The following is a 24,448-nucleotide window of genomic DNA, read 5'->3' as shown; positions in this document are numbered from 1 at the left end:
TCTGCTACGTCTGCAGGTGCAGTGCCTCCACGGCGTGCCAGAAGTGCTGGAGGTCATCAGGGCTGGTGTCACCCGCATGCGCAACGATCAGGTCTGTGGGTCCCATGCCTACGTCGACGCCGCGGCGCTCCAGCGCTGCGTGCAGGTCCTGGACATCCACCCCCGCAGGCGTTCTCACAGCCGTCAGTGTCGCGGCTTCGTGCCCGGCTGGCGCCATGACATGGAACCCGTGGGTTGCAGCCTCCTCACGGAAGCCCCGGGCGACCTCGTCACACCGCGCAAACCGCGTCGACAGTCCCTCGGCGTAGATGCGGCGCAGGGCGGAACGGAGCGCAAAGACGAGACTCGGAGGCACCTCGGCGCCCGTCGGTGAGGACCACCCGGTCAGTTCGATGTAGAGTGGCGCGGCTGCGTCACGGCGGACCTTGTGGATGCTCACTCGGCTGCTCACCGCTGCCAGCACGAGTCCCGAGCACCCACCCAGCGTCGAGCCGCTGTCTGTGAACACAATGTCAGCGTGCCAGTCGTCCATGCGCTGAGGCATGTTGCCGGTGGCCCACGTCCCGTCCACGACCAGCAGCGTCTGCGGCGCGACCTCACGAGCGACCGCGGCGTAATCGTCGATCGGAGCGACGGCGCCGCTGTCAGCGTCCACGTGGGACACGACGATGGTGGACGGCCGTGTCTCGATTAGGCGCGCACGGAGAAGCTGCAGGTCGACACTGCCGCCTTCCTGTGCCTGCAGGACGTCGGCGACACGGCCGCGTCGCGATACCACGTAGGCGATCCGATCGCATTGCGGGCCGTGCCCCAGGACAAGAACGACGGCACCCGGAGGTGACGCTGCGACGACCGCTACCTCCAAGCCCAGGGATGCTGCTCCGGGAACGACGACGATGCCGGCCTGCTCGGTCCCGAACAGAGGCATCAGTCCCTCGCGACACTCGGCATCTGCACGCTCCACCTCGCTCCAGCTCTCGAACGACGTAGCGCACGCCTGCAGAACGTCTTCGGCAGTACGTGTCCGTCCCGGTGCCAGCAGGAGGCGCCTGCCGGGCATGTCCAGCTCGTCCTGCACGATGGAAGATGCCCGTCCCTGCCCTTCTGTCATGATTGTCCTCCCTGTATCAGTGTGCTATTTCACATGTCATATCTGGTGCAACGACGTCCGGAAGCAGTTCCTCGGCATCCCGCAGCTGATGAATGAAGAAACCAGCTACTGCCGCGACTATCCCCAACACGCCGAAGAGGAGGAACATCACGGCCATGCCCGCCACGATTCATCCAACAAGTATCATACGCGCGAACCCCATGCGGGCAACACTCGGGCTGTGCGAGGTGAGTTCTTGCGTGTGGCCGGCGCGGCTCTATAATCATAATAAGAGCGCCGTACTCGAGATAGAGACTCCACACTATCGAGCAAAAGGGGGTTTCATGGATACACTGGTCGTGTACTATAGCCGAAGTGGATCGACGAAGACCGTGGCAAAGGCACTGGCCTCTGGCGTCGGGGGGACCCTGCGGGAACTGGTCGACACAAACGCCCGGACAAACTTGTTTGCGGCCGCCATGGCTGCACTGTTCCGAAGGTCCGCCCGCTTGGTCAACCCCGACTATGATGTTGCGGGCTACGAGACCGTCGTGATCATGACCCCTATCTGGGTCGGGAACCCTGCCCCGGCGGCCAACACGTTCCTGCGGACGGTCAACCTGACCGGCAAGAAAGTCCTGATCGTGGCACTCGGCGAGAGCGGCGAAAACCTTGCGACCTCGAGCCGTCTGGAGCAAATGGCCCGGGCACGCGGCGGCCAGGTCCTCGGCGTCCATCACATCCACGGCCTCAACTCCTCCGGCAAAGCGGGCCCTTCAGCCACAGTGGAGGAACTGCAGAACGAGGGTGAGCGTCTTGCAGACGTGCTCCGAGAGCCCCACAATGAGGAAGGTTGATCATGCGTCGACACTCTCGGCTGCTGCGGACACTGCTGGTTCTCGTCGCCGTGGTCGTGGCATGCTCCATCGTCTCACAGGTCGTCTATGGTCCCTGGCTGCGACGGACAGCCGACACCCTGGTTCTGCAGTCGCCGATGATATCGTACCGGTATCCCGGCGTCTATGAGGGCAGTGCGCGGGTCGGGCACGTCGCCGCAACGGTTCGTGTAACTATGGGGTCCCAGGGCATCACCTCCGTCGAGTTCCTTCAGCGGCCGCTGGGTAACATGGATCTGCTCATCGCGGAGGTCGTGCGGACAGGTTGGGTCCTGGTGGACGTCGTGACAGGTGCGACCATCAGTCAGAAAGTCACACTCAAGGCCATCGACGATGCCCTGATGCAGCAACATCCCTAGAGGAAGTAGTAGCCTGAAGACCCTCATCGTATTCTACAGCAGGGAAGGCTCCACTGCCCTCATCGCCCGGGGACTGGCACAGGCGACCGGGGGCACCTTGCGGAAGCTGGTGGACAGCCGCAGAATGGAGAACGGCGGCATGTTCCATGCCCTGCTTGCTGCCCTGCTTGGCCTGGGGACCACGCTGGTGGACCCCGACTACACTGTCGAACCGTTTGAAGCGGTCGTGGTCATGACGCCGGTCTGGATGGGCAACCCAACTCCCGCCGTCACGACGTTCATCAGCAATGGCGTCCTCAAGGGCAAGAAAATGTTCATCGTCGCCGTCGGCGGGACCGCAGCCAACCCCAGGGCCATCGCCAGGTTGGAGAAGTGGCTGAGGGCGCGTGGAGCCTCCGTCGTCGGGCATAGCGAAGTACTGGGGTACATCCCGGACCCCAGAGCCGTACGCCCATCGGACGAAGAACTGATGACCGAGGGCGTCCTGCTGGCAGAGACTGTCCGGCAAGCATTTGAGCCACAGCCCTGATCGCCGGCCGAGCCTTCTAGCACTCCAGAATAGCAAGAAGGCCGGCAGCTGTACGCTGCCGGCCTCGCCATTGAGAAGAATCGCTCTTGCTAGTGACCCAGCAGGCTGATCATGATACCCGCCGCGACGGCAGTACCGATAACGCCGGCCACGTTGGGACCCATGGCATGCATGAGAAGGAAGTTGGCAGGGTTGTCCTTCTGCCCGACCTTCTGGCTGACGCGCGCGGCCATGGGGACAGCCGAGACGCCGGCTGAACCGATGAGCGGGTTGATCTTGTGTCCGGACATCACCCACATGAGGTCACCCAGGAGCATCCCACCCGCGGTGCTGAACCCGAAGGCGATAACACCCAGCCCGATGATGTAGAGCGTCTGGAGGTTCAGGAAGGACTCAGCGTTCATGGACGCTCCCACTGCGACCGCGAGAAAGAGCGTGCAGATGTTGATGAGCTCGTTAGCGGCCGTGTTGCTGAGCCGCTCGACCACACCGCTCTCGCGCAGCAGGTTGCCCAGCATGAGCATACCCACGAGCGGCCCGACTGGTGGCAGCAGGATAGCGATGACGAAGGTCGTGACGATGGGGAACAGGATACGCTCGAGCTTGCCAACCGGGCGCAGCTGCTCCATGACCGTGCTGCGCATCTCATGTGTCGACAACAGTCGCATGATGGGCGGCTGGATCAGCGGGACGAGAGACATGTACGTGTAGGCGGCGACCGCGATGGGACCCAGCAGCTCCGGGGCAAGCTTGGTGGCAGTGTAGATAGCCGTCGGCCCGTCGGCTCCTCCGATGATGCCGATGGCGCCCGCCTGACCGATGCTGAACTGCAGCACCTTGGCGACGACCATGGCAACAAAGACACCAAACTGTGCAGACGCGCCCAGCAGCAGCGACACGGGGTTGGCGAGGAGCGGCCCAAAGTCCGTCATGGCACCGATGCCCAAGAAGATGAGCGGGGGCAGGATCTCGGACTTGACCAGAAAATAGAAGAAATCGAGCAGGGCCGTCGGCTTGACTGTACCAGTCAGGTCACGGACATACGCGGGGTTGATGCTGAAGAAAGTGCCCTTGGCCGCCGGGATGTTGGCGAGAAAGCAGCCGAACGCAATCGGCAGCAACAAGATCGGCTCGAAATCCTTGGCAATAGCCAGATACATGAGCACACAGGCCACGACCAGCATGATGGCGTTGCCCACTGTGAAGTTGTAGATGCCAGAGAAGCTTCTGAAGCTTTTGATCGCAGACAGAATAATACTCATAGCTCTACTCCATCCTCAGGAGAGGCTCGCCCGTCTTGACCGACTGGTTGACCTCGACATGGACCTCGCCGACCACGCAGTCACGCGGGGCGAGAATCTCGTTTTCCATCTTCATTGCTTCGATGGTAAGCAGCGTGTCTCCCCGCTTGAACGCCTTGCCGGGCGCGGCAAACACCTTGAGGATCTTGCCGGGCAACGGGGACTTCATGAGATTGGGCGCGTCACCCGCGCGCGCAGAAGGTGCAGGACGAGGTACGGCGGGCGGAGACGGAGGGACAACCACAGGGCGCTGTGCAACGGGCGCGGGAGTTGCCGCGACCGGACTCACAGACTGTACCACAGGCTGCGTATCAGCCGCCTGCTCGACCCCCACCTCGAACACCTTCCCATTGACCGTGATTCTGAAGACGCGCGTTTGCGCCGTCGCCGTCCTGAGGCTTCTCTCGTCCTGGCCAACACTGATAGCACCATCTGTCGCCATACAACTGGGGTCAACCACGGCCGGCACCACTGATAGCCATCCGGAACCCCCGCTGGTTGCAGAGGTGCTCTGAAGCGTCGGAAGCTTGGAGGCAGGCTCATCCCCGGCCGCGACGTCGACTCGGCCATCTCCGTCGTCATCAGCGGACCCCTCATCCAGGGACCCTCGGCTGAAGAATTTCAATCCGTAGCAGACGAACATGAGAAACGCCAAGACCACAAACACCACCAGCATGTCCACTACGGACAACCATACGCTCGAAGCAACAGTATCCGGCATCGCCATCATCTCCCTATTTCTTATTCCCTGCTTCCGACTGGAAGGAGTCTGGTTTCACTCGATGTCCCATTCGACAACCTCAACAATGATCCCAATTATTTCTTGTTTATTATATCACATTCTGAAATGAATCAACGGGAAGAGCGGCATGTAGTGCTTTTGTCAAGCATGCGCTATTGCATCCTCCAGAACGATGAGCCGGCGCTCCGGCACTTCCAAATCTCGCCACCCACATCTTCAGCTTCCGTCGACCGAGTTCAGCAAACACGTTTGCATCCTCCGCAGGCTCAGCATGTCTGTATGCAAACGAAGGTCCGAGCACAGATATAGATAGTCCAGTACTGCCTTCTCTGTGATGCGGACAGCGGACGCGATTGGCAAACCCTTGTTATCGGTCGTTACTCTCCCCTCCTTGACCCGCCCGACGCCCAGGCATCGTAAATGAATAATATGACTTGTGAGTGGACGGGCTCTGTGGACACACATCTGTGCTGACGCCAATTCTTATCTGCCACTGGATGTGTTCACGTGTTCTTCACTATCTCATGACTTACCTCTTGACATTCATTCACACCTTAATATTATTTAGTTGCAAGGGGGCAAATTCTACCAGGAGGCACGAGATGACCGACATAACGACGAAACTGATGGACATGGTGTATGGTGGCAGGCTGGACAAGACAACGGCGGCGCTGCTGTTCAGCATCATGTGGACGGTCAGCGGCAAACGCGAGTACATCATCAGGGACTGACCACTCATCCGAAACCAGGAGGATAATATGTCGCAAGAACAAGAGAAAATCGAACGCATGGTCCAGCAAGGCAAGCTCTCACGTGCCGAGGCAGATGAATTGCTCGCGACGCTCGAGCCGCAGGATTCCGGGCAGCCCCATCCATCCATCCAGGGAACGCAGCCCCGCACACGTCGGACGTTCCGGATCCACGTCGACAAAGCCAACGGTAAACATGTCGACCTGGGGTTTCCCATGTCACTCGTGGGCGTTGGCCTGAACATCCTTGCCCGGAGAGGAAAGGCGGCGATCGACCTCGACGGCAAGGATGTCCCGATCGACACCGAGGAGATCAGGCGTCTGATCGCAGACCCTGCCTTCGTCGGTGAACTCATGACCGTTCATACGGGCGACGGAGACACCGTCGTCCTGAGCGTCGAGTGAAGGCGCCATGAAGCGTCTCCCGACAACGTGCCCGTCCTGTGGGTCACAGCTGGAGATTGCCGAGCTGCACTGCCTCGCGTGTGGCACTACCGTGCGAGGAGCGTACCCGCTCGACCGGTTCGCGGCCCTATCTTCCGAGGACGAGCAGTTCCTGCTGACCTTTCTGGCGGCCCGCGGAAATCTGAAAGAAGTCCAGGACCGCCTGGACCTCTCCTACCCGACCGTGCGTGGCCGTCTGGATAAGGTGCTGGCAGCACTGGGACTGACCGGCGGCGACAAACCCGCCGAGAAGACCGCACGCAAACCCAACGTCATGGAACTGCTCGACAAGCTGGAAGCTGGCGACCTGAGTGTCGATGCGGTCCTGAAAACCATCAAGGGAGGAAACGATGAGCCAAGCGAAGGAACGACTGAGTGAACTGAAAGACAAGGGACTCATCACGGAGGAGCAGTACGACGAATTGCTGGCGGCTCTCGGCACGGTCGAGAACGAGGTGCCACAGGTTCCACAGACGCCTCGTCTGCCAGTTGAACCTGCGCTACCAACCGCCCCCATACCGCCAATGACTCCCACGTCTGCGCCGCAGGAAGTGAGCCGCCGCCTGAGCGTACGCCTGATCTCTGAGGACCTGCACGTGCGCGGCGTCCAGGGGCTCCCCGCTGTCCGGGTCGTCCGAGGTCAGTCCAGTATTCGCACCAGTCAGGCCGGTGACGTTGTCGAGGTCGAATCGAGGCTGACGGCAGGCGAATTCCATGGCTTCTCGTTCAGTCTCGGGTTTGGCAGCGACGGCGATCCGGTGGAGCTCGAAGTGCCTGCCGACATGCCGTGCGAGCTCAAGACCGTCTCCGGAGACATCACCGTCAGCAACCTCAAGGGCGAAGTCGTCGTGCGCTGCGTGTCCGGCGATATCGACGCCGGCACGCTCACACACCTTATTGCCGCACAGTCGACGTCGGGCGACGTCACACTGGACAAGTGCCTCGTGGATGGCGACATCGTGAGCAAATCAGGCGATGTCGACATCCGGAACTCGACCGTCCATGGCATGGTCAAGTCGTATTCGGGTGACGTCTCCGTCCTCAACACCGTCCTGAACGACACCGACGTCCTCAGCTTCAGTGGGGACGTACGCTTGGAAGGTGTGACCGTCCAGAGCGGCGCCCGCCTGAAGACGACGAGCGGAGACGTGTGCGCAGAACTTAACCAGCACGACGTCATGGTGGACGTCGAGACACGGTCAGGCGAGGCATCCGTCAGGGGACCAGGCGTCGATGTCGAGGTCCAGCGGCAGCGTATTCCCGTGGGCTTGGCGACCGTCGAACTCTTGGTCCACACCGGCAGCGGCGATATCGAGGTCAGACTGACATAGTTCTCCTTCCGAAAAAGCATCACCCACCCCCGGTCGTCGCAGCCGGGGGTTCGCGTTTGCGGGAAGGATGGAACCGTCCCGAAGTGTAACAGTCATGACGTATGGGTCCCCCACAACCTCTCTGCTCAGGGTGAATTGACATGTTGCAACGCGCTCTTCACCATCGAGGAGAATGCTGGTATAATTATATGAATTACCTGTAGGTTCAACCGCCTTTGTCAGACACGTCGACGTGATAGCGGCATACCGGAAAAAGGAGAGGGAGATGAACTACGATTTCGAACGCGGGCTTGAACGACACAACAAGGCAGCGTTTGAAGGGAGTCGATGTGTTGTTTTTCCCCGACTCACCCCCTGGGGAGATCTGAGTTCGTCGGCTGCGGGACCTCACGGCCCCCACACGGATGGACCGCGATCGTGCGCGGGCACCCGACTGCCTTACGCGCTGTCGCGATTGCGAAACACTTCGTTCCTCTCATGTTCAGCGCACTATCCTTGTGGGGTATCTCTTCATCCAGGAGGGTATAGTTGACATCGATAACAGTTCGCCTGCATGCCAGCCTCAAGAAGTATGCAAAATCCCGTGGGGGCACTGCGAGTCTCAACATACCCGACGAAACAACCGTCCTAGGTGTCGCCAGGATTTTGTCCATTGGCCCTATGGAAGCCGGTTTGTTCGTCCTTAACGGGGAGCTTGTACATGACAACATGGCCGACTCCACGATGGTGCATGACAAGGATGTACTAGACGTATACTCGATGATGTTTGGGGGCTGAACTTAGGAACCTTACATACGTATGCCTGCCTAGTTGTTCGTCTGCTTTGGAAAAGCCCCGGAGTGCGTCGAATCGAACCTCCGGGGCTTACGGACATGCGTTCGGAACATGCGAGCTGGACTACAGCTGCGGCCCCTTCAAGTAAACGTCAACTGGGTCCTGGTATAGCAATGCCTCCGCCTTGGTGAAAGTACCGGAAGCCACATCGGACAGGATGCCGACCAATTGTTCGCCGACCTCGGCCAGAAGCGCACCATGTTCAATAATGCTACTTGAGTCAAAATCGATTTCGTCCTTCAGGTTCCTAGATGTCCTAGGGTTACCCGTCGCGTAGAAGATGGGCGCCACGAGTCCCGTGGACGTGCTGGGGAGTGCAGCATCCACGTGGAGGGCTCCCCCTCCCAATTGGAAGATGATCAGCTGGGCGCCTGAAGCCGCATATCCAAGGAAAAGGGAGGAAGACGACATCCATGAGTCCACAAAGAAGAGTCCTGTAGACGCCGGGCGTTCAGCGTACCGCAGGACGCCCTGAATGGTGTGGTGCCCTGACTTCGCCACAGCCCCCAAGGACTTCTCCTCCAGCGTCGTAATGCCGGCTTCGATATTGGCAGGAATGGGATTGATCGTCCTAATGTCTTCACCCGTAGCCTTTGCTGCTTCTTCCGTTTTGGCCACGGCATCCAAAAAGGCTCTTCTAACTGTATCGTCGTGACACCGTCTTGCCAGGATATGTTCTGCTCCAATCACTTCCGTGGTCTCAGAGAAGAAAGCTGTGCCGCCTGAATCCAGCAGACGATCAACAGCGTATCCGACCACTGGGTTCCCCGCCAGACCCGAAGTTGCATCTGACAAGCCGCACTTGATCCCAATCGTCAAGGCACCGAAATCGGAGCTCGTGCGCCGCTGCCTTGATATCTGGACTACCAACCGTCGGGCAACCCGGACTCCCTGCCCTAGGGCGCCGTATAGTCCCCCGTCGCACTTCTCCAAGTCAAGTATCTCGACAGGCTTCCCGGTTTTCCTTATTTCTGAAGCAAGCACGTCAGCACGGAGCTCCGGATAGCCTGTGGTGCGGCTGTTGCACACGATCATCACCGCCCCAACATTGGGATTGCTTCCCAGACCCGCGTGAACCCTGGCAATGGTTAATCTATCATCCGAGTCCCTGCCGTCTTCGTCCCCGGCAACAAAGTACGTTGTTCCTCGAACCTGCTCGCAGATCTTCGCAGCTACAAAGTGAGGCCCTCGCGCGATTGCAAGAATGAGAACGAGGTTTCTTATGCCGACTCTGCCGTCTGACCTGGTGTACCCAAGTATGCTCAAGGTGTCTACTCCTTGCCCGAGGTCCTTCGTCTAGCCCTCGTGCCTTCGGATGCCGGTATATCTCCCCGCCCCCGCCCCCCTTCAACATTTTGAGTATGAACGAGCTCGCCCGCTCTTATTGAACGAGACGCCGAACCGATCACCTCACCATATTTCACTATGTCCTCGCCGTTGGCGATGTCGACCAAGGCGATCTTGAAACCGAACGGAATACGATCAGCGGCCGTAACGCTACCACGACGCTCGCCCATACCATAGTCGAGTATGTCAGCAACATCGATGTCATCCACGGCAGTGCCAACGTTGTCTTTCTCATGTAGTACTACTATTCGCTGCCCCAAGTCGTCTAGTCCTCAACCCTGGTTACGAGTTGTGCAAACAGCTGCTCGATTCCTTTCTGGTCAACAGCCCTGGGGTTAGCTCCACGCATGCCTGGGAAACCCATAGCATCATGAGCCAGTCTTCCAATCTCCTGTGCATCTATGCCAACATCACCAAGAGTCATTGGCAGGTCAAGGTCTCTCAGCAGCTGCCTTACTGCTCGAGCAGCACAGTGAGCGGCTTCCATCTTCGTGAGGCCTTCAAGGTTCTCGCCGAGTTCGACGGCGATTCGTGCGAACTTCTCTGGAACTGCAACTGCATTGAAATCCATCACTACCGGCAGACACATCCCGCACGCAACACCGTGTGCAACATTGAACAGCCCTCCCATTGGGTGGCCCATGCAATGCGCAAGCCCTAGACCCGCTTGGTCAAAAGCCACGCCCGTCATACAGGAAGCAAGGAGCAGCTTGCCTTTGGCATCAATATTGGCGGGCTGTGAGAAGGCCGTTCGGAGGTTCTCCCCGATCATTCGAATTGCGCCAATGTTTATGGAGTCTGTGAAAGGATTTCCCTTCCACGAAGTGTAGGACTCGATAGCGTGGGTCAGGGCATCCATGGCGCATGCTGCAAGGACTGGTGCGGGCAACCCGGACATAAGCAGCGGATCGAGAATGGCAACACGCGCAAACATCGTGTCTCCGTACTTGAAGCCGTCCTTGAAATGAGTCAAGTGATCCGTTGCAACTACGGTACGGGTGACTTCACTACCGGTGCCAGCTGTCGTTGGAATGGCGATGAATGGCGCTATGACCTTCGACACCACCTTTCCATCCATGAGATAATCCCTCATCTTGCCACCGTTGGTCATCAGGAGGGCGATGCCCTTGGCAGAATCCAGCGCGCTTCCCCCTCCGATTCCTACGATGGTGTCGGCATCAACAGACACGGCGTAGTCGAACGCTTCGTCCATTGTCGTGTCTAAGGGGTTCACTATGATCTTGTCATACACATTCACGGTCACGCCAGGCAAATCACTCACCACTGCCTTTGCCTTGTCGGCCAGCCCTGCCTTCGCGATGCCCTCATCGCAGACCAGGACTACCGACTTGGACCCAAGTCGAGCCAGCTCGTTTTTCAGCTCGCTGAGTGATCCCTCACCGTAGATGATTCTTGTAGGCTCATCAAACGAAAACCTCTGAAGCCCATCCATTCTCATATCCGTCTACCTCCTCGAAGGTTCTGGCGTACTTAGTACGCCAGTAGAAATGCACTACCAGCTAGCAGCCAGGCTGGCCACCAGCTTCGGAACGCTGCATGATGCCTATTACCACTCGATTCGAGTTCTTCATACCCTCTCCACTCACCAGCCCAAGGTTACCCAAGAGGCTTCGCATGTCCGGCGCAACAATGCCGTCACAAGATGGTACTATGGCACCCGAAGCGGCGAGCAGGGCCGACTCCACGGCCCATCCCGATGCCAGAGCTACTTTCAACGAACATCCTTCTTTGGCGCCATCACATACTACCCCTGAGATGGACCCTACCATGTTCATCATGGCACCGAGCATCTCCATCGTCGTCCCCTTCAGGAGGTAAACCACTCCAACGGTCGCTCCCACCCCTGCCGCAACTCCACAACCACACATGGCCGAAAGAGTGCCAGTAAAAGCCTTAACGTACACTGTTACCAGGTTCGCGAGTATGAGCGAACGGACAAGCTCTTCATGCGAAGACCCGAGAGCCTCCGCTGCAGCAACGCAGGTGAGAAAGACGGTAATCCCATGGTTGCCACTCCCTGCACTGCTCATCACGGGAAGACGGCTGCCTGACATCCGAGCCTGCGACGCAGCAGAGCAAAGTACTTGTGCCCTTGTGGCCATACCGCTGCCCAAATCCCCCTTTTGCACGAGCGCAGCGAGCTGATGGCCGAAACCATTGTCTAAGTGCAGGCCCTCGCCAGCCATATCCATATTCATGCGAATCCCATCCTCGATCATGCTGACATCCCGCAACGGAAGGAAATTCGCGAACTCGACGAGCTCATCGAGTTCGAAGGTTGAGATTGGGCAAGGCTCGCCCGCTTCGACTCCCTTGGACGAACCGACCGAAACCTGAACACCGTCTGTGCGCTCGACAGAGACGACATTCAGATACTTGTCAACAGTGACGACTCTGACTGACCCAGAAGCAGTCACCAACTCGGTCTCGATGAAAAGACTGTCATGGCCCCAGTCTATGTCCACATCGACAATCCCTGATTGCACTAGTGCTGTTGCTCGTGCAACGTCGCTGTCCCTGATTCCCTCAATCACCTGATATTTCCTATCGGGATTCCCAGCAACACACCCTAAAGCCGCTGCTATCAGCAGTCCCCGCGCACTACTTCCAGGGATGCCAACCCCTTGTGCATTCTTGAACAATCCGGGGTTGACAGACACCCTAAGGCTGGTGACCTCTCCACTTGCTGCCTTCCGCGCAACTGCCACCGAGTAAGCTACAGAAATCGGGTCTGTGCAGCCATTCGTCGGAACAACTTCGCGCCGCAGTATGTCGAGTAGGACGCTGCGCTGTTCGAGGCTGATGCTCATTTTAGTCCTCAGTCCTCCGCAACGAGATCCAGACGTCTCAGCGTCTCCTCGGTGGGTCGTCCGAACTCATCCCAGCCTCTCACTACGTAGTAATCTGAAAGCATCCTGTTTAGAGGCGGGAGATGATGCGCAGATCCTCCCTCGCCGCGCTCCTGAGTGAGTATGCGCGCCGGCAACGTGTCGTCCTTCCTGCTGATTCCACAGTCCACGTCATACTGCCGACGAAGATTCCAGATGCGTTCTCCGGCCAGCAGGAACTCCGCAATGGACATGTCCCAACCGGTCACCAGGTTCAGCCAATGCAACAACTTCGACGTGTCCACGCCGAACCACACCATGAACTTGCACTCCTTGAGACTGTCGTACAGTCCAGCAACGTTCTGCAGCCCGGCCTCCATCTTGGCCTTGTCCTCTACCTGATAGGGATCTTGTTTCTCAAATAGCCCAATCTCCGGCATTGCAAGCGCCTTTTCGTAGAATCGACCGTTCATGTCCGATAGATGGCATGCCCCTCGATTCGACGTCGCGTACCCAAGAGCGGTGGAGTTGAAGACACGTGGTTCATGCGCAGGGAACTCGAGACCCTTCACCTCGATGGCGAACTCTTTTGCCAAACCGCCAATCTTTTCCGCGGCCTTTCTAACTCCCTTGCCAAGTAGTTCGCCAATCATCTCTTGATTGGCAATCATGTGGACGAGCCCAATCAGCGCTTCAGGGGATCCCCATGTAAGCTTCAGCCCATTGGTGTCCTTGTCCGTTATCAATCCATGTTCATAGCACTCCATAGCGAAGCCAATGACTCCACCGACAGATATGGTATCCAGCCCGTAGCGGTTACAAAGCTCATTTGCCTTGCAGATGGCGCCTAGATCATCAACGAGGAGGTTGCTTCCAATAGAACCAACAGTCTCAAATTCCGGCCCAGAGCCACTCACTCCCTCGTAGGGACCTTGGTCGATGCGGATTTTTCTGCCACAACCGACGACGCAGTTGCCGCAGAAGAAAGAGACTGCATGATACTGCTTTGTCTGCTCCTCACCCGAGATCCTCTCAGACTTCCCATCCCAAGCTCCACGACCCCAGTTTCTTATCGGCAAGTCCCCCGAGAGCTCGTTTCCGATGAGGCCCTCTGATGTCCCGTGGTCATGCATGCCATCGCGGTTTGCCACCTGAAACTTGACTAGCTCGGCCATCTCTTCTCGCAGTGTTGGGGCATCGGCAAGCTCGGGCTTCTTGTTTCCTTTGACAACAACCGCCTTCAATTTCTTGGAGCCCATGACCGCCCCAAGTCCGCACCGTGCTGCTGCACGTGCATCACGGCCATCAGTGAATATTCCCGCAAGCCCTATCTGGCGTTCTCCTGCCTGCCCGATAGTCTGAACTTGGACATCGGTTCCATATCTTGCCTTGAGTATCTCCTCCGTTTCATACGTGTCCTTTCCCCAACAATCCGCTGCTTCCTCTATCTTGACGGAATCCGCATCGATGTAGATGCACACAGGATGCGCGGACGACCCCTGAACGATCATCCCATCGTAGCCGGCGCCCTTGAGCGCAAGTCCCCAGTGCCCACCGACATCGGCTTCTCCCCAGATGCCCGTCAAGGGACTCTTGGCAACAACAGAATGGCGACCGCTCGATACGATACCCGTTCCAGTGAACGGGCCAGTCATGAAGATCAGTCGATTCTCTGGTCCGAGAGGATCTGTGCTCCCACTCGTCTCTTTTCTGAGAAAGTAGCCACCCAGGCCGATTCCCCCGATGTACTTCCTGTAGATCGATTCCGGCGGCTCCTCGACCATCACCGTACTGAGCGTCAGATCGACGCGCAGGATCCGTCCCATGAATCCTTTCAGCATGACAACCTCCAGTTCTTGGGATTAGTGGCGTCTCGCCACGTGAACCACGAAGATGCTCTCTTCTTGGCAACAAACGTTCATGCGTGCATCAACAATCACTTTCCCAGATAGGCATGTACCAGTTGGTCATCGTGTCGCAGGTCCGAGCAAGCACCAGACTTCTCAATGGTTCCAGTTGACAATATATAGGCACGCTCTGCCATTGACAATGCTTTGTAGACATTTTGCTCGACGATCAGTATCGCAGTGCCACTATGGTTGATCTTCTGGAGAATGTCAAAAACCTGATTAACTATGATCGGGGCTAGTCCGAGCGATGGCTCATCTAGCAGCATAAGTTTAGGCCTTGACATGAGCCCCCGTGCTACCGCAAGCATCTGCTGCTCACCGCCGCTCAGCAGACCGCCGAGCTGGGTTTGACGCTGCCCCAGAATAGGAAAGAGCTCAAACACCATGTTGAGGTCTTGTTTGACCCCCAGGCGGTCTTTCCGCGTGAAGGCACCAACACGAAGATTCTCCAACACCGTGAGACCGGGCAATATCTGGCGTCCCTCGGGTACTAGTGCAATGCCACTCTCGACGACCTTATGGGGAACGCCGGACAACCTGTTTCCATCGAAGGAGATAGTTCCATCGGAGGGATGATGTAGTCCGGAGATGCACTTCAAGAGAGTCGACTTCCCTGCACCATTGGGCCCGAGCACTGCGACAAACTCATGGTCTCCAACCTCCAAACTGATGCCTCTCAACGCCTTGATCCCACCATATGAAGCATGCAGATTCTCAACTCTTAGCACGTCAATTCTCCCTATCCGTCGTTTCTCCGAGGTAGGCATCTATGACGGACCGATTGGCCTGCACTTCCTTCGGTATTCCATTGCAGATGGTCTTGCCAAAATCGAGTACAGTTATCCGATCACAGATCTCCATGACCACACTCATATGATGCTCGATCAAGAGCACCGTCAAGTCAAAGCGTTTCCGAACGTCCCTTATGAACCCGACCAGCTCCATTGACTCCTCCTCATTCATGCCTGCTGCAGGTTCATCAAGAAGAAGAAGTACCGGTCTCGCCGCAAGCGCACGGGCGATTTCCAGCTTCCGCTGGCTCCCATATGGAAGAGCCCCCGCCCTCTCATCAGAAACACCTCCCAGACCCAACAAATCAAGCAACTCCCTCGCGCGCTTCCTGATCTTGGCCTCGTCCCTCTGGTAGCGTCTGGTCTTGAATATCGCGTCCACCATGCCATAGGTGGCATCCACTCCGCTAGCCATGACCACATTATCTATGACGGAGAGCTGAGTGAACAATCGTATGTTCTGGAAGGTGCGCCCTATACCGAGCTGTGCAATCCTGTACGAACCAAGACCAACTAGATTCGTGCCTCGCAGAGCCATCGTCCCAGCTGTAGGATGGTATATCCCAGTCATCAGGTTGAAGATCGTCGTCTTCCCCGCGCCATTCGGGCCTATTAGACCATGGATAGTCCCCTGCTCGAGCTCCAGTGAGAATTCATCCACCGCACATACCCCACCGAACTTCTTACCAAGACCCTTTATGGACAAGATGCTATTCATGTCTTCCTCTCTTTGCTAGCAGTCTTGCCGCGTTTGGCGCGCATCCGTTCCCGAATCCAGCCGAAAGACAGCTCGTGATACCCCATGAGTCCGCTAGGTCTGATTAAGATGATGGCAACAACGGCCATTCCATAGAAGAGCATACGGTAGCTGGCAAGCGACCTGAACAGCTCAGGAAGGAGCGTCAAGACAACGCACGAAATAACAGAACCACTCAAGCTTGCCAAGCCACCAACAACAACGGTGATCGTGAATAGCGCCGACTCATTAATATCGAACATCTTTGGAACAATATACATGTAGTAGTGCGCGAAAAGCCCTCCAGCAAACCCTGCAAACATTGCGCTCAACACAAAAGCCATCTGCTTGAAGCGAAAGGTGTCTATACCAACGGCCTCGGCCGCCACCTCTTGCTCACGAACAGCCGTGAAGTTGCGACCAAACTTCGAGTGAATGAGGTTAGCAGCCACTGCCACTGAACCAACAGCAAGTACTACCGCAATCCACAGCGTTGTCTTGGGAGGAATGTTCGCAAACCCACGTGCACCACCGGTCACCTTGTCAAAGAACTCGATCAAGACTTGCACGACTTGACCAAACCCGAGTGTCGCAATAAGGAAGTAGTCTCCCCTGAGCCCCAGCGTCAGCCGGCCTAATCCAAACCCTATGATAGCGGCGACCAGTACGCCGGCGACCAACGACACCAGGAAGGGCGCATGTAGCTCGACACTGGCAATCGCCGATACGTACGCCCCGAGGGCCATGAAACCAGCATTCCCGAAAGAAAACAGGCCCGTGAAACCAGTGAGTAGAGAAACTCCAGTCACTGCAATGACATTAATACATACAAGTATAATCAGCCCCTGAGCATAGCTTGATAACATTTCTCCGCCCCTGTCCTAAGCCTTATCCACGATGTTCTTCCCAAGAAGGCCGCTCGGACGGACGAGAAGAATCGCGATCAGCAACGCGAATGTGAAAGCATCCCGCAAACCACTGCTGATAAAACCGCCCACAAGCGCTTCCATGACTCCGATAGTCACACCTCCGAGTATGGCTCCCGGAACACTCCCCAGACCGCCGACAACACAGGCGATGAAAGCCTTCAGAGCAATGCTGCCCATTGTGGGGTAGATGTTATACTTGAGACCCAACAGAACTCCAGCCATTCCGGCAAAAACACCAGCAAGCAGGAACACAAGCCTGATATAGAGGTTGACGTCCACTCCCAGGACAGACGCAGTTACCATGTTCGAGGAAGCTGCTCGCACTCCAAGTCCGAACTTGGTTCTGCCGATGAGCAGCCCAAGCGCGACCAAGGCCACGACTATGATCCCCATGGTTAACAGGTCCAAAACCCCCAGGCTGATACCTCCAAGTCGGATTGACCGCACTGGAATGACATCTCCGTATGTGCGAAACCTTGGACCAACTGTAACCATTATCAGGTTCTGAAGGGTAATGGAGAGCCCCATAGCAGCTATCATTAGGAACATCTTGGGAGAATGGTTGTTCCTAATGCGACGGTAGGCTACCATATCGCTCAGCATGCTAACGCACCCAGCGCCAGCAATCGCCAACACAACTGCCAACCAGAACGGAACGTGTCCCGACGTCTGCGCGATCAACGCGATGTACGCTCCCACCATTGCTATGTCCCCATGTGCCCAGTTGGAGAAGCCGAGCAAGCTATAGATCAGGGAGTAGCCACTGGCAATAAGCGCATAGACACTTCCAACAGACAAACCGTTCACGACTTGTTGTAAGAACATCACCGGCCTCGCTTTGCATCGAATGAAGAGCGGAGGAAATGAGCTTCCTCCGCTCAACTCAGAGCCCTTCTTCTCTCAGGGCTTGAAATCTCCAACAAAGACTCGTTCCGAGCCCGTGATATGGAATAGGCTGGCCTCTTTGCTTGGGTTATGTGTCTTTATGTCCACCGTTATCGGTCCCATCAATCCCTGGAAGTTAACAGTAGATTCAAGCGCGTCCCGAAGCGCCACAGGGTCAACTTTCCCGGCACGTTCACATGCATCCTTGACCCAGTACAGGCCATCGTGAACCGCCAGCGATTCAGCTTCCGGCTCGGTCCCCCACTTCGCGACATACGCGTCATGGAACGGTTTGGTTTCAGGCCGAGCAAAAGCTGGCTGAGAACAGTAGTAGCTTCCCTCGAGAGCTGGACCAGCCAAGCCCATCAGTTCTGGTGAATCCCAAGAGTCCGGACCCATGAAGGGAATCTTCATACCCAGCTCCTTTGCCTGGTTAGCAATAAGGGCTACGTCCTTGTAGAACCATGGAAGCAGGATGACGTCCGGCTTCATCGCGGCGAGTTTCGTGAGTTGTGTGCGGAAATCATTGTCACCAGATCGTCCACTCACGGTCCCTACCATCTTACCCCCGTTGGCCACGAACGCCTTATTGAACCATGTCGTCTCTGTTTGAGCGAAATCCTGAGTCATGTCGAGGAACGAGGCAAATGTCTTCGCCTTCAACTCCGTAGCAGCATACTTCCCCAAGACCTGAGCCTGAAACTCGTCGGTATAGCCGATGCGGAATGAGTAGGGATAGACTAGGCCTGTTGCCTGGTCAACGGTCACTGCGTCATTCGTGCAAGTAGTCCCCAACAATGGAATTTTCTTCTGGCAAGCGATAGGGGCTATCGCCTTGTTGCAGCTGGAGAAGTTGGTGCCTATCACACAGAGCACTCCCTGATCAACGAGACTGTTGAAGGCATTGACGGAGTCAACAGCCTGCCCACGGCCATCCATGGGAATGAACTGGATCTGCCTGCCGAGGATTCCACCCGCAGCGTTGATCTCGTCCGTTGTCATCTGGCCAGCTTTTGAGCCCGCCTGGCCCCATATTGCGGTATCGCCAGTCAAATCACCGATGAACCCAATTTTGATTGGCTCAACGGTCGCACTCTTCTTGCAGCCCGACACAGAAACTGCGACAAGACACACGATAAGCAGCAAACAAGTCAATCTAGACAAACAGACGATTCCCTTTCTGCACATTCTATTTTCCTCCCATGTAGAAGATCTGACGATTGTCATTCTCAACCCAGATGAGACCAAATGTAAACGCTCTTCCTGTGTGTAGCAATCACCCCCCTTGACAAACTGAACTTGTGCTCGGAATACCTCGGCTTTTCCCTACTGCCCTGAGCAATCAACTCTCCTCAGGTCATTTTGGCTGGGGGTTACCAACAGCCATAGCATCGATCTCAACGTCTGCGTCACCTGCGAGATCGCCCACGTGGACGCAGCAGCGCGCAGGGAAGGGGCTCTCAAAGAACTCCCGATACACTGCATTCATTGCTGCGAAGTCTCCCATGTCCGTCAAGTAGACGTTGACTTTGACGACATCCTTCAACTCAAGCCCAGCGCCTGTGACCACGGCCTCAAGATTCTTCAAGGCCCTTCGAGTTTGGATCTCGATACCCCCCGTTTCCAAGGCGCCCGTCTCAGGGTCTGTGCCTACCTGGCCCGAAATGAAGACCAAGTTCCCCACCTTTATCCCCTGTGAGTAAGGTCCAATTGCTTGCGGAGCACTCAAAGTTGCAACTGCTTCTCTCACAATCTATCCTCCCGATTCGTTTTCCATAACAGATCTGATCCCACTAGGCAACAGAGACAAACCACACCCGTCTTATGTCAACCGACGTGTGCCGTACCCTCTTGGCCTTTGAGAAAGCGAGCCTCCCGCACGTAGTTGTAAACCGTGTAGACAGAAACCCCCATCTCGTATGCGACAAGATGAGTGGCATCCTTAATGTCAAAGACTCCCATCCCGTACAGTTCTGCCACAATGAGCCTGTTTCTCTTCGTAGAGGATATGTTGTGCTGTCCCTCCACTCGACTGAGAGCCCTCTTAAGGCTTGCGCGAACAAGGTCTGAGGTACTGGAGGGAAATGTCTCACCTAGACGCGGCTGTAATTGAGCATCCTTGGAAGAAGTGATTTCCAGGTAGTCAATGAGCGGTGCGGACATATCCATGTTGAAGCACAGAAGGCCGATTGGCTTTCCCAGATCGTTTCTGATGACGACAGAGAATGACCTGAGCGTTCGACCATCGCTGGTTATGGTCAGATAGCTATCAAAAACACTATCATTGCTGGTCGCCGCACGCTTCAGGATCTCCATGCCATAGTCCGTCATAGGTGCACCAACTGTTCTTCCGGTCACGCTCCCATTCTCGATCTTGATAACTGAACGCGACAAGTCCTCGGTCGTGTGAAGGACAACTTCAAAGTGCTTTCCAAAGTAGTGTGCTAAGCCCTCTACGACGGGTTCCAGCGCCCCTAGAATGCCTCTATCACCAAGCGTACTTGCACTAGCCTGCATTGAGGTGGTCTTGGTTGTCCTATGCTTCTTGTCCAAAGGTCTCGCCATCCATGTCTCCTCAACCAGTTTTGGTGTCCTTCATGCAATTTATACACATATAGAGCAAAAATGCAATAGCATCTGCACAAAGAATGCAACAACTACTCCCCAAGACAGTAAGCACAGACTGACCAACAGGCCTCCTACAACACGTACATCTTCTATATTCCTAAGACCATTCCTGGACCATCTGGTGATATTACTGCAATAATAAGAACCCATACCTACTGTCCACCACTCCATTCCCACTCGATACGCCGCCATCTACTTCCTGATCCTCTGGAACTGTTCACGCATATTCGGCGAGTCGGTGCACAGAAATGTGTGAGTGGGGAAAGATCCATGGCCTCGGCCCATCCACGGTGAGGACTGCGCATTCGGCACTAACAATACTATGTGGCTTTGCCCATAGCCCCATGTTCTTAGATAATCCAATGAGTTCTCTGGAGCCTTTCTACCCGCCTACACGGTTGCGATAAGTTAGCAAGCACGCAGAAGAGCGTTACCCACAACTGCAGGATTCCCTTATCCTTATCCAAGTATTGTAATTCATCACGTAGAATTGAGATGATGCAACGTCATCACTCCTATCCGCCCTGTTCTCAGATATACTGTCGGTATCCTAAACGGTGGAGGAATCAATGCTGACCGATGGCAACTATCTGAGCGTCTGTGCGTATGACTGTCCCGACTCGTGCGGTATGGTCGCAACCTGCAAGGACGGCCTGCTCGTGAAGCTGGAGGGACGGGAAGACAACCCATATACCCGCGGCTTCATCTGCCACAAGGGGCGGCGCTGGGTCCGTGACCTACGGGGACAGGACCGCCTGACGTCGCCTCTGGCACGGCGGAACGGGAAGTTCATCCAAATCGGCTGGGACGAGGCCCTGGACATGACGACACAGGCGATCCAGTCAGCGGTCCTGCATCACGGTCACCAGTCCTTCCTCTTCTACGAGGGTGCCGGCAACCTGCTCATGGGCAACGAGATCCAGCACCTGCTTCCCTTGATGCTGGGGGGTGGAACGATGGCCACAGGGTCGCTGTGCGGCGCTGAGGGCAAGATCGGCCTGGCTCGCAGCTATGGCACGGTCGGCCGCTATCAGCCGCTCGCAGCACTAGAGAGCAAGTCCATCCTTCTGTGGGGGCGCAACCCGGCCGAGAACAGCGTCCACTTCCTCGCCATTCTGCAGGACGCCCTCCGGCAGGGTGCCCGCCTGGGGACCATCGACGTCCGCGCCACGCCCACGACCGCAGCCAGTGACTGCACATGGATCGTTCGTCCGGGGTCGGACCTGATGCTCGCCCTCTATCTGTGCCACGAGGCCATTGTCCTCCTTGGCGAACCGCAGGCGGCGCACCAGGGATACGACGCGTTCAGGGAGGCATGTCTGCTGGTTTCCGCCGAGGATGCACAGGAGGCCACAGGGCTGTCCGCCGAGGCCCTCCATGCACTCGTCAGCTTCACGGCGGACCAGCCGCCCCTCAGTATCTGGACTGGCGTCGGTCTTCAGCGGACCCGCTGGGGAGCCAACCTGATCCACACCATCGACACGCTGGGCTTCCTGATGGGCAATCATGGCATCCCCGGCGGCGGCGTCTGGTTCGAACAGGGCAGTGATGAGTTGTTGCCATACGACTTTGCGACCGTGCCCGGCGCTCAGACCCGCTTCGTGCCGCGTCCAAACCTAGGAGCATCTCTGCTGGAAGCCGACCCATCTATCGAGGCTGCGATGTTTGTGAGGGGCAACCCCGCGTCGCAGTGCCCGGACGCTGGCAAGGTGCTGAACTTCCTGGAGCAGTGTCCCTTCTCGGTCTGCCTGGACTGGCACATGAGTGTGACCGCACGTGCCTGCACGCTTGTCCTGCCGACGACCGTGTTCCTGGAACGCGGTGACGACTACGTCATGAGCTACTTCCATGACCTGCTGCAGAAGACGAACAAGGCGGCTGAACCACCAGAGGGAGCCCGCGACGAGGTGGACATTGTCCGGGACATTGCCCTCCGGCTTGGGTTGCCCGACCGGTTCACGGCAGAGAAGGCGCGGCTGGTGGATGTTGAGAACGACCCCCGGCTGACGCCCGCGGGTCCCGGCATGTGGCGCCTCAAGGATGCACCGCGCATCCAGGGCGCGTTCCACTTCCCCTCCCTCGTGCCCGATGTCCCCGCCGAATCGGGCATGCTGCGCCTCATCACCGTGCACGTGCGCGACTACATCAACGGCATCGACCCAGGCCAGGCGCGGGCTCGGGTCCTGCCTCCCGTGGCATCGGTGTCGACGAAGCTTGCGCGCGAGCGCTGCCTGATCGAGGGCCAGAAGGTAACCCTGCACAACGCGCTGGGTTCGCTGGATGTGCGCATCCACCTGGACAAGAGCATCGCCGCGCAGACCATCGTGCTACCACAGGGGGTGGAGGGCGTCAATTTGCTCGTCGCTCCGGGACTCACGCCGGACGGCAACTCCTGTATCAACGACAGCTGGGTCCTGCTCGAACCCACACTTTGATGAAACGGCAGGGCAAGCCACTGCAGAATCCTGTAACCACCACGCCGGCCACAGAGGGCGCCGTTCCCCACAAGGAACGGGCCGACCCTTCCCTGGAGGTCATCTCCTACGCCGTCGCTGCCCTGGCGAACGCCTACGGCGAAGCACGAGACAAGGCGAAGCTGTTGCCACGGCTGATAGCTGCCTCCGTCCGTGTCGCCGCCCTGGCAGACCGGGACGAAGCCGAAGAACAACTCACGCACCTTGCACGGATGCAGAAGGAAGCCGCACGCCTTGCGGTCGAGCACCTGGAGCGCAAGAAGCAGCTCTCGTCCGCAGCTGTGGCCCTGGCCCAGTCCACCGACTGGAAGGACGCACGGTCGACACTGGATCGGCTGATGCACGAGTGGCGTCTGACAGGCTGGTCGGACGACGCAGCGACGGCTCCCTTCCGCAAAGCGTTCAACGACGCCGTGGCGACGTTCACACGAAGGCAGGAACAGTGGTTCGATGAACAGCGCATGCGCGGTGCCCCTATCCACGAGTATCGCGAGTACCTGTGCACGCGCGCCGAGCAGCTGCTGGACGAGATAGACGACACAATGTGGGCCGCTTCGAGCGAGCGCCTGAAGCAGCTGGCCCAACTGTGGAAGAAGACGGCGCGGCACGAGGAAGACACGGCCCTGTCGGCACGTTTTGCCGCCGCGGAGCATGCCTTCGAAGCACATCGGGATGCCTGGTGCGACGCCAACCACGCGCGCAAGGAGAAGCTGCTGCACCGCATCGAGACCCTGACGGATACCGCGAGCGGACTCGCATGGGAAGCAGCGCGACGCGAAGTGGTGGACATCGAGGGGCACGACTGGCACGAAGCAGGGCAGTTGCCCCATGACCAGCATGAGATCATGGAACGTGAACTCCACCGCGCCCTCGCCGCCTTTCACATCCGCCAGAGCGAAGCCGAACACGAGGCCCTGAAGCAGAAGGAGAAGATCGTGACCCGTATCCAGGCGCTGGGCCGGCGACCCCTAGACAACTGGAAGGCGACACGCGCCGTCCTGCTGGAACTGCAACAGGCGTACGCTGATGTCGGTCCGGTCGCCGCAGCCAGCGAAGCCGACCTGCTGCAGGCATACCGCGTGGCCTGCCAGGTTGTCGTCAGCAAGCTGGGAACCCTGCGGGGTAACAGCTTGGAGAAACGGGGTGACGTCATCCGGCTCATCCACGAGCTGACCGACAAGGCCGGCAAGGGTGTCGCATGGCGCGATGCCCGCGACAAGGTGCTGGTCCTTCAGAAGCAGTACATGGGAGCCGGCCCCGTCGCGCACGCCGAGGGCGAAGCCCTGTGGCAGGAATATCGGGCCGCCTGTGACTGCTTTTTCGAGCTCTACCGCTCGTGGACCGGCGACAACGTCGAGGTCACGGAGCAGCTGTGCGCCGAGGCAGAAGCGCTGCTGGACGAACGTGACCCGTTCGAGGCCAAGGAAAAAGCCAAGAAGCTCCAGCTGCGATGGAAGTTCTCGGGACCCGTCCCTCCGAGAGAGAACGAGGCGCTGTGGTCACGGTTCAGCGAAGCCGTTGACAAGGTCTTCGAGCGGGCCCGCGCCGAGTGGGAGGACATCCACCGCACCTGACCCCAATTGTGAATCCCCACAGTACCTGGTACTGTGGGGATTCACAATTG

General features: G+C 57.5%; 25 protein-coding genes. 10 read left to right on the top strand and 15 right to left on the bottom strand.

Annotation, left to right across the window (positions count from 1 at the left end; translation table 11 throughout):
* Positions 1 to 4 precede the first annotated feature (4 nt).
* Positions 5 to 1,111 carry an aminotransferase class V-fold PLP-dependent enzyme gene (locus SMC7_RS01750; protein ID WP_119088663.1) on the bottom strand — a complete coding sequence of 369 codons (1,107 nt, stop codon included), beginning with the start codon at positions 1,109 to 1,111 and terminating at the stop codon, positions 5 to 7.
* Between the two features lie 92 nt (positions 1,112 to 1,203).
* On the opposite strand from SMC7_RS01750, the gene SMC7_RS01745 reads away from it, so the two are divergent.
* From SMC7_RS01745 to SMC7_RS01735, 3 genes are all read left to right on the top strand, one after another.
* Complete coding sequence (locus tag SMC7_RS01745; protein WP_119088662.1) at positions 1,204 to 1,947, top strand: flavodoxin family protein; 744 nt, start codon at positions 1,204 to 1,206, stop codon at positions 1,945 to 1,947.
* A 2-nt stretch (positions 1,948 to 1,949) separates the two neighbouring features.
* Entirely contained in the window at positions 1,950 to 2,345 is a 396-nt protein-coding gene (locus SMC7_RS01740; protein WP_119088661.1) for an FMN-binding protein, read from the top strand.
* 109 nt (positions 2,346 to 2,454) lie between these two features.
* The gene (locus SMC7_RS01735) at positions 2,455 to 2,874 is read left to right on the top strand and encodes a flavodoxin family protein (protein ID WP_126850699.1); all 420 of its coding nucleotides are present in this window, start codon (positions 2,455 to 2,457) and stop codon (positions 2,872 to 2,874) included.
* An 89-nt stretch (positions 2,875 to 2,963) separates the two neighbouring features.
* Here the strand turns inward: SMC7_RS01735 and SMC7_RS01730 are convergent, their stop codons facing one another.
* On the bottom strand, positions 2,964 to 4,136 hold the full coding sequence (locus tag SMC7_RS01730; RefSeq protein ID WP_119088659.1) for a sodium ion-translocating decarboxylase subunit beta: 1,173 nt from the start codon (positions 4,134 to 4,136) through the stop codon (positions 2,964 to 2,966).
* Positions 4,137 to 4,140: 4 nt separating this feature from the next.
* Positions 4,141 to 4,896, bottom strand: coding sequence for a biotin/lipoyl-containing protein (locus SMC7_RS07420; protein WP_207798688.1), 756 nt, complete (start codon positions 4,894 to 4,896; stop codon positions 4,141 to 4,143).
* A gap of 623 nt (positions 4,897 to 5,519) precedes the next feature.
* Here SMC7_RS07420 and SMC7_RS07515 point away from each other — a divergent pair.
* From SMC7_RS07515 to SMC7_RS01705, 5 genes are all read left to right on the top strand, one after another.
* A complete protein-coding gene (locus SMC7_RS07515) occupies positions 5,520 to 5,648 on the top strand; it encodes a hypothetical protein (protein ID WP_279386253.1) in 129 nt (42 codons plus the stop codon).
* A 27-nt stretch (positions 5,649 to 5,675) separates the two neighbouring features.
* Positions 5,676 to 6,071, top strand: coding sequence for a hypothetical protein (locus tag SMC7_RS01720; RefSeq protein ID WP_119088658.1), 396 nt, complete (start codon positions 5,676 to 5,678; stop codon positions 6,069 to 6,071).
* A 7-nt stretch (positions 6,072 to 6,078) separates the two neighbouring features.
* Positions 6,079 to 6,489: a DUF2089 domain-containing protein gene (locus tag SMC7_RS01715; protein WP_119088657.1), complete on the top strand. Its 411-nt coding sequence runs from the start codon at positions 6,079 to 6,081 to the stop codon at positions 6,487 to 6,489.
* On the top strand, positions 6,461 to 7,441 hold the full coding sequence (locus tag SMC7_RS01710) for a DUF4097 family beta strand repeat-containing protein (protein ID WP_119088656.1): 981 nt from the start codon (positions 6,461 to 6,463) through the stop codon (positions 7,439 to 7,441). The genes SMC7_RS01715 and SMC7_RS01710 overlap by 29 nt, the downstream gene beginning before the upstream one ends.
* A gap of 528 nt (positions 7,442 to 7,969) precedes the next feature.
* Positions 7,970 to 8,218, top strand: a complete 249-nt coding sequence (locus SMC7_RS01705) for a hypothetical protein (RefSeq protein WP_119088655.1) — start codon at positions 7,970 to 7,972, stop codon at positions 8,216 to 8,218.
* A gap of 120 nt (positions 8,219 to 8,338) precedes the next feature.
* Here the strand turns inward: SMC7_RS01705 and SMC7_RS01700 are convergent, their stop codons facing one another.
* The 12 genes from SMC7_RS01700 to SMC7_RS01645 form a co-directional block, all read right to left on the bottom strand.
* Positions 8,339 to 9,541: a UxaA family hydrolase gene (locus SMC7_RS01700; RefSeq protein WP_119088654.1), complete on the bottom strand. Its 1,203-nt coding sequence runs from the start codon at positions 9,539 to 9,541 to the stop codon at positions 8,339 to 8,341.
* Between the two features lie 5 nt (positions 9,542 to 9,546).
* Positions 9,547 to 9,882, bottom strand: a complete 336-nt coding sequence (locus SMC7_RS01695; RefSeq protein WP_119088653.1) for a UxaA family hydrolase — start codon at positions 9,880 to 9,882, stop codon at positions 9,547 to 9,549.
* Between the two features lie 5 nt (positions 9,883 to 9,887).
* Positions 9,888 to 11,081, bottom strand: a complete 1,194-nt coding sequence (locus tag SMC7_RS01690) for an iron-containing alcohol dehydrogenase (protein WP_119088652.1) — start codon at positions 11,079 to 11,081, stop codon at positions 9,888 to 9,890.
* A gap of 61 nt (positions 11,082 to 11,142) precedes the next feature.
* A complete protein-coding gene (locus SMC7_RS01685) occupies positions 11,143 to 12,453 on the bottom strand; it encodes a serine dehydratase subunit alpha family protein (RefSeq protein ID WP_119088651.1) in 1,311 nt (436 codons plus the stop codon).
* A gap of 8 nt (positions 12,454 to 12,461) precedes the next feature.
* The gene (locus SMC7_RS01680) at positions 12,462 to 14,312 is read right to left on the bottom strand and encodes an aldehyde ferredoxin oxidoreductase family protein (RefSeq protein ID WP_207798687.1); all 1,851 of its coding nucleotides are present in this window, start codon (positions 14,310 to 14,312) and stop codon (positions 12,462 to 12,464) included.
* Positions 14,313 to 14,407: 95 nt separating this feature from the next.
* On the bottom strand, positions 14,408 to 15,109 hold the full coding sequence (locus SMC7_RS01675; protein ID WP_207798686.1) for an ABC transporter ATP-binding protein: 702 nt from the start codon (positions 15,107 to 15,109) through the stop codon (positions 14,408 to 14,410).
* Between the two features lies 1 nt (position 15,110).
* Positions 15,111 to 15,878 (bottom strand): ABC transporter ATP-binding protein, encoded by a 768-nt coding sequence (locus SMC7_RS01670; protein WP_207798685.1) that lies wholly within the window; start codon positions 15,876 to 15,878, stop codon positions 15,111 to 15,113.
* 8 nt (positions 15,879 to 15,886) lie between these two features.
* Positions 15,887 to 16,774: a branched-chain amino acid ABC transporter permease gene (locus SMC7_RS01665; RefSeq protein ID WP_119088649.1), complete on the bottom strand. Its 888-nt coding sequence runs from the start codon at positions 16,772 to 16,774 to the stop codon at positions 15,887 to 15,889.
* A 15-nt stretch (positions 16,775 to 16,789) separates the two neighbouring features.
* On the bottom strand, positions 16,790 to 17,662 hold the full coding sequence (locus tag SMC7_RS01660; RefSeq protein WP_119088648.1) for a branched-chain amino acid ABC transporter permease: 873 nt from the start codon (positions 17,660 to 17,662) through the stop codon (positions 16,790 to 16,792).
* 75 nt (positions 17,663 to 17,737) lie between these two features.
* Positions 17,738 to 18,910 (bottom strand): ABC transporter substrate-binding protein, encoded by a 1,173-nt coding sequence (locus SMC7_RS01655; RefSeq protein ID WP_165845046.1) that lies wholly within the window; start codon positions 18,908 to 18,910, stop codon positions 17,738 to 17,740.
* A 169-nt stretch (positions 18,911 to 19,079) separates the two neighbouring features.
* Complete coding sequence (locus tag SMC7_RS01650; RefSeq protein WP_119088646.1) at positions 19,080 to 19,472, bottom strand: Rid family detoxifying hydrolase; 393 nt, start codon at positions 19,470 to 19,472, stop codon at positions 19,080 to 19,082.
* 77 nt (positions 19,473 to 19,549) lie between these two features.
* Positions 19,550 to 20,287 carry a transcriptional regulator gene (locus SMC7_RS01645; RefSeq protein WP_119088645.1) on the bottom strand — a complete coding sequence of 246 codons (738 nt, stop codon included), beginning with the start codon at positions 20,285 to 20,287 and terminating at the stop codon, positions 19,550 to 19,552.
* A gap of 632 nt (positions 20,288 to 20,919) precedes the next feature.
* On the opposite strand from SMC7_RS01645, the gene SMC7_RS01640 reads away from it, so the two are divergent.
* Complete coding sequence (locus tag SMC7_RS01640) at positions 20,920 to 22,785, top strand: molybdopterin-dependent oxidoreductase (RefSeq protein ID WP_119088644.1); 1,866 nt, start codon at positions 20,920 to 20,922, stop codon at positions 22,783 to 22,785.
* On the top strand, positions 22,785 to 24,398 hold the full coding sequence (locus SMC7_RS01635) for a DUF349 domain-containing protein (RefSeq protein WP_119088643.1): 1,614 nt from the start codon (positions 22,785 to 22,787) through the stop codon (positions 24,396 to 24,398). The genes SMC7_RS01640 and SMC7_RS01635 overlap by 1 nt, the downstream gene beginning before the upstream one ends.
* Positions 24,399 to 24,448: the final 50 nt, after the last annotated feature.

It is taken from the genome of Candidatus Cryosericum terrychapinii (genome assembly GCF_003570925.1).
Taxonomy (GTDB): domain Bacteria; phylum Caldisericota; class Caldisericia; order Cryosericales; family Cryosericaceae; genus Cryosericum; species Cryosericum terrychapinii.
This window is presented reverse-complemented; position numbering and strand designations above follow the sequence as displayed.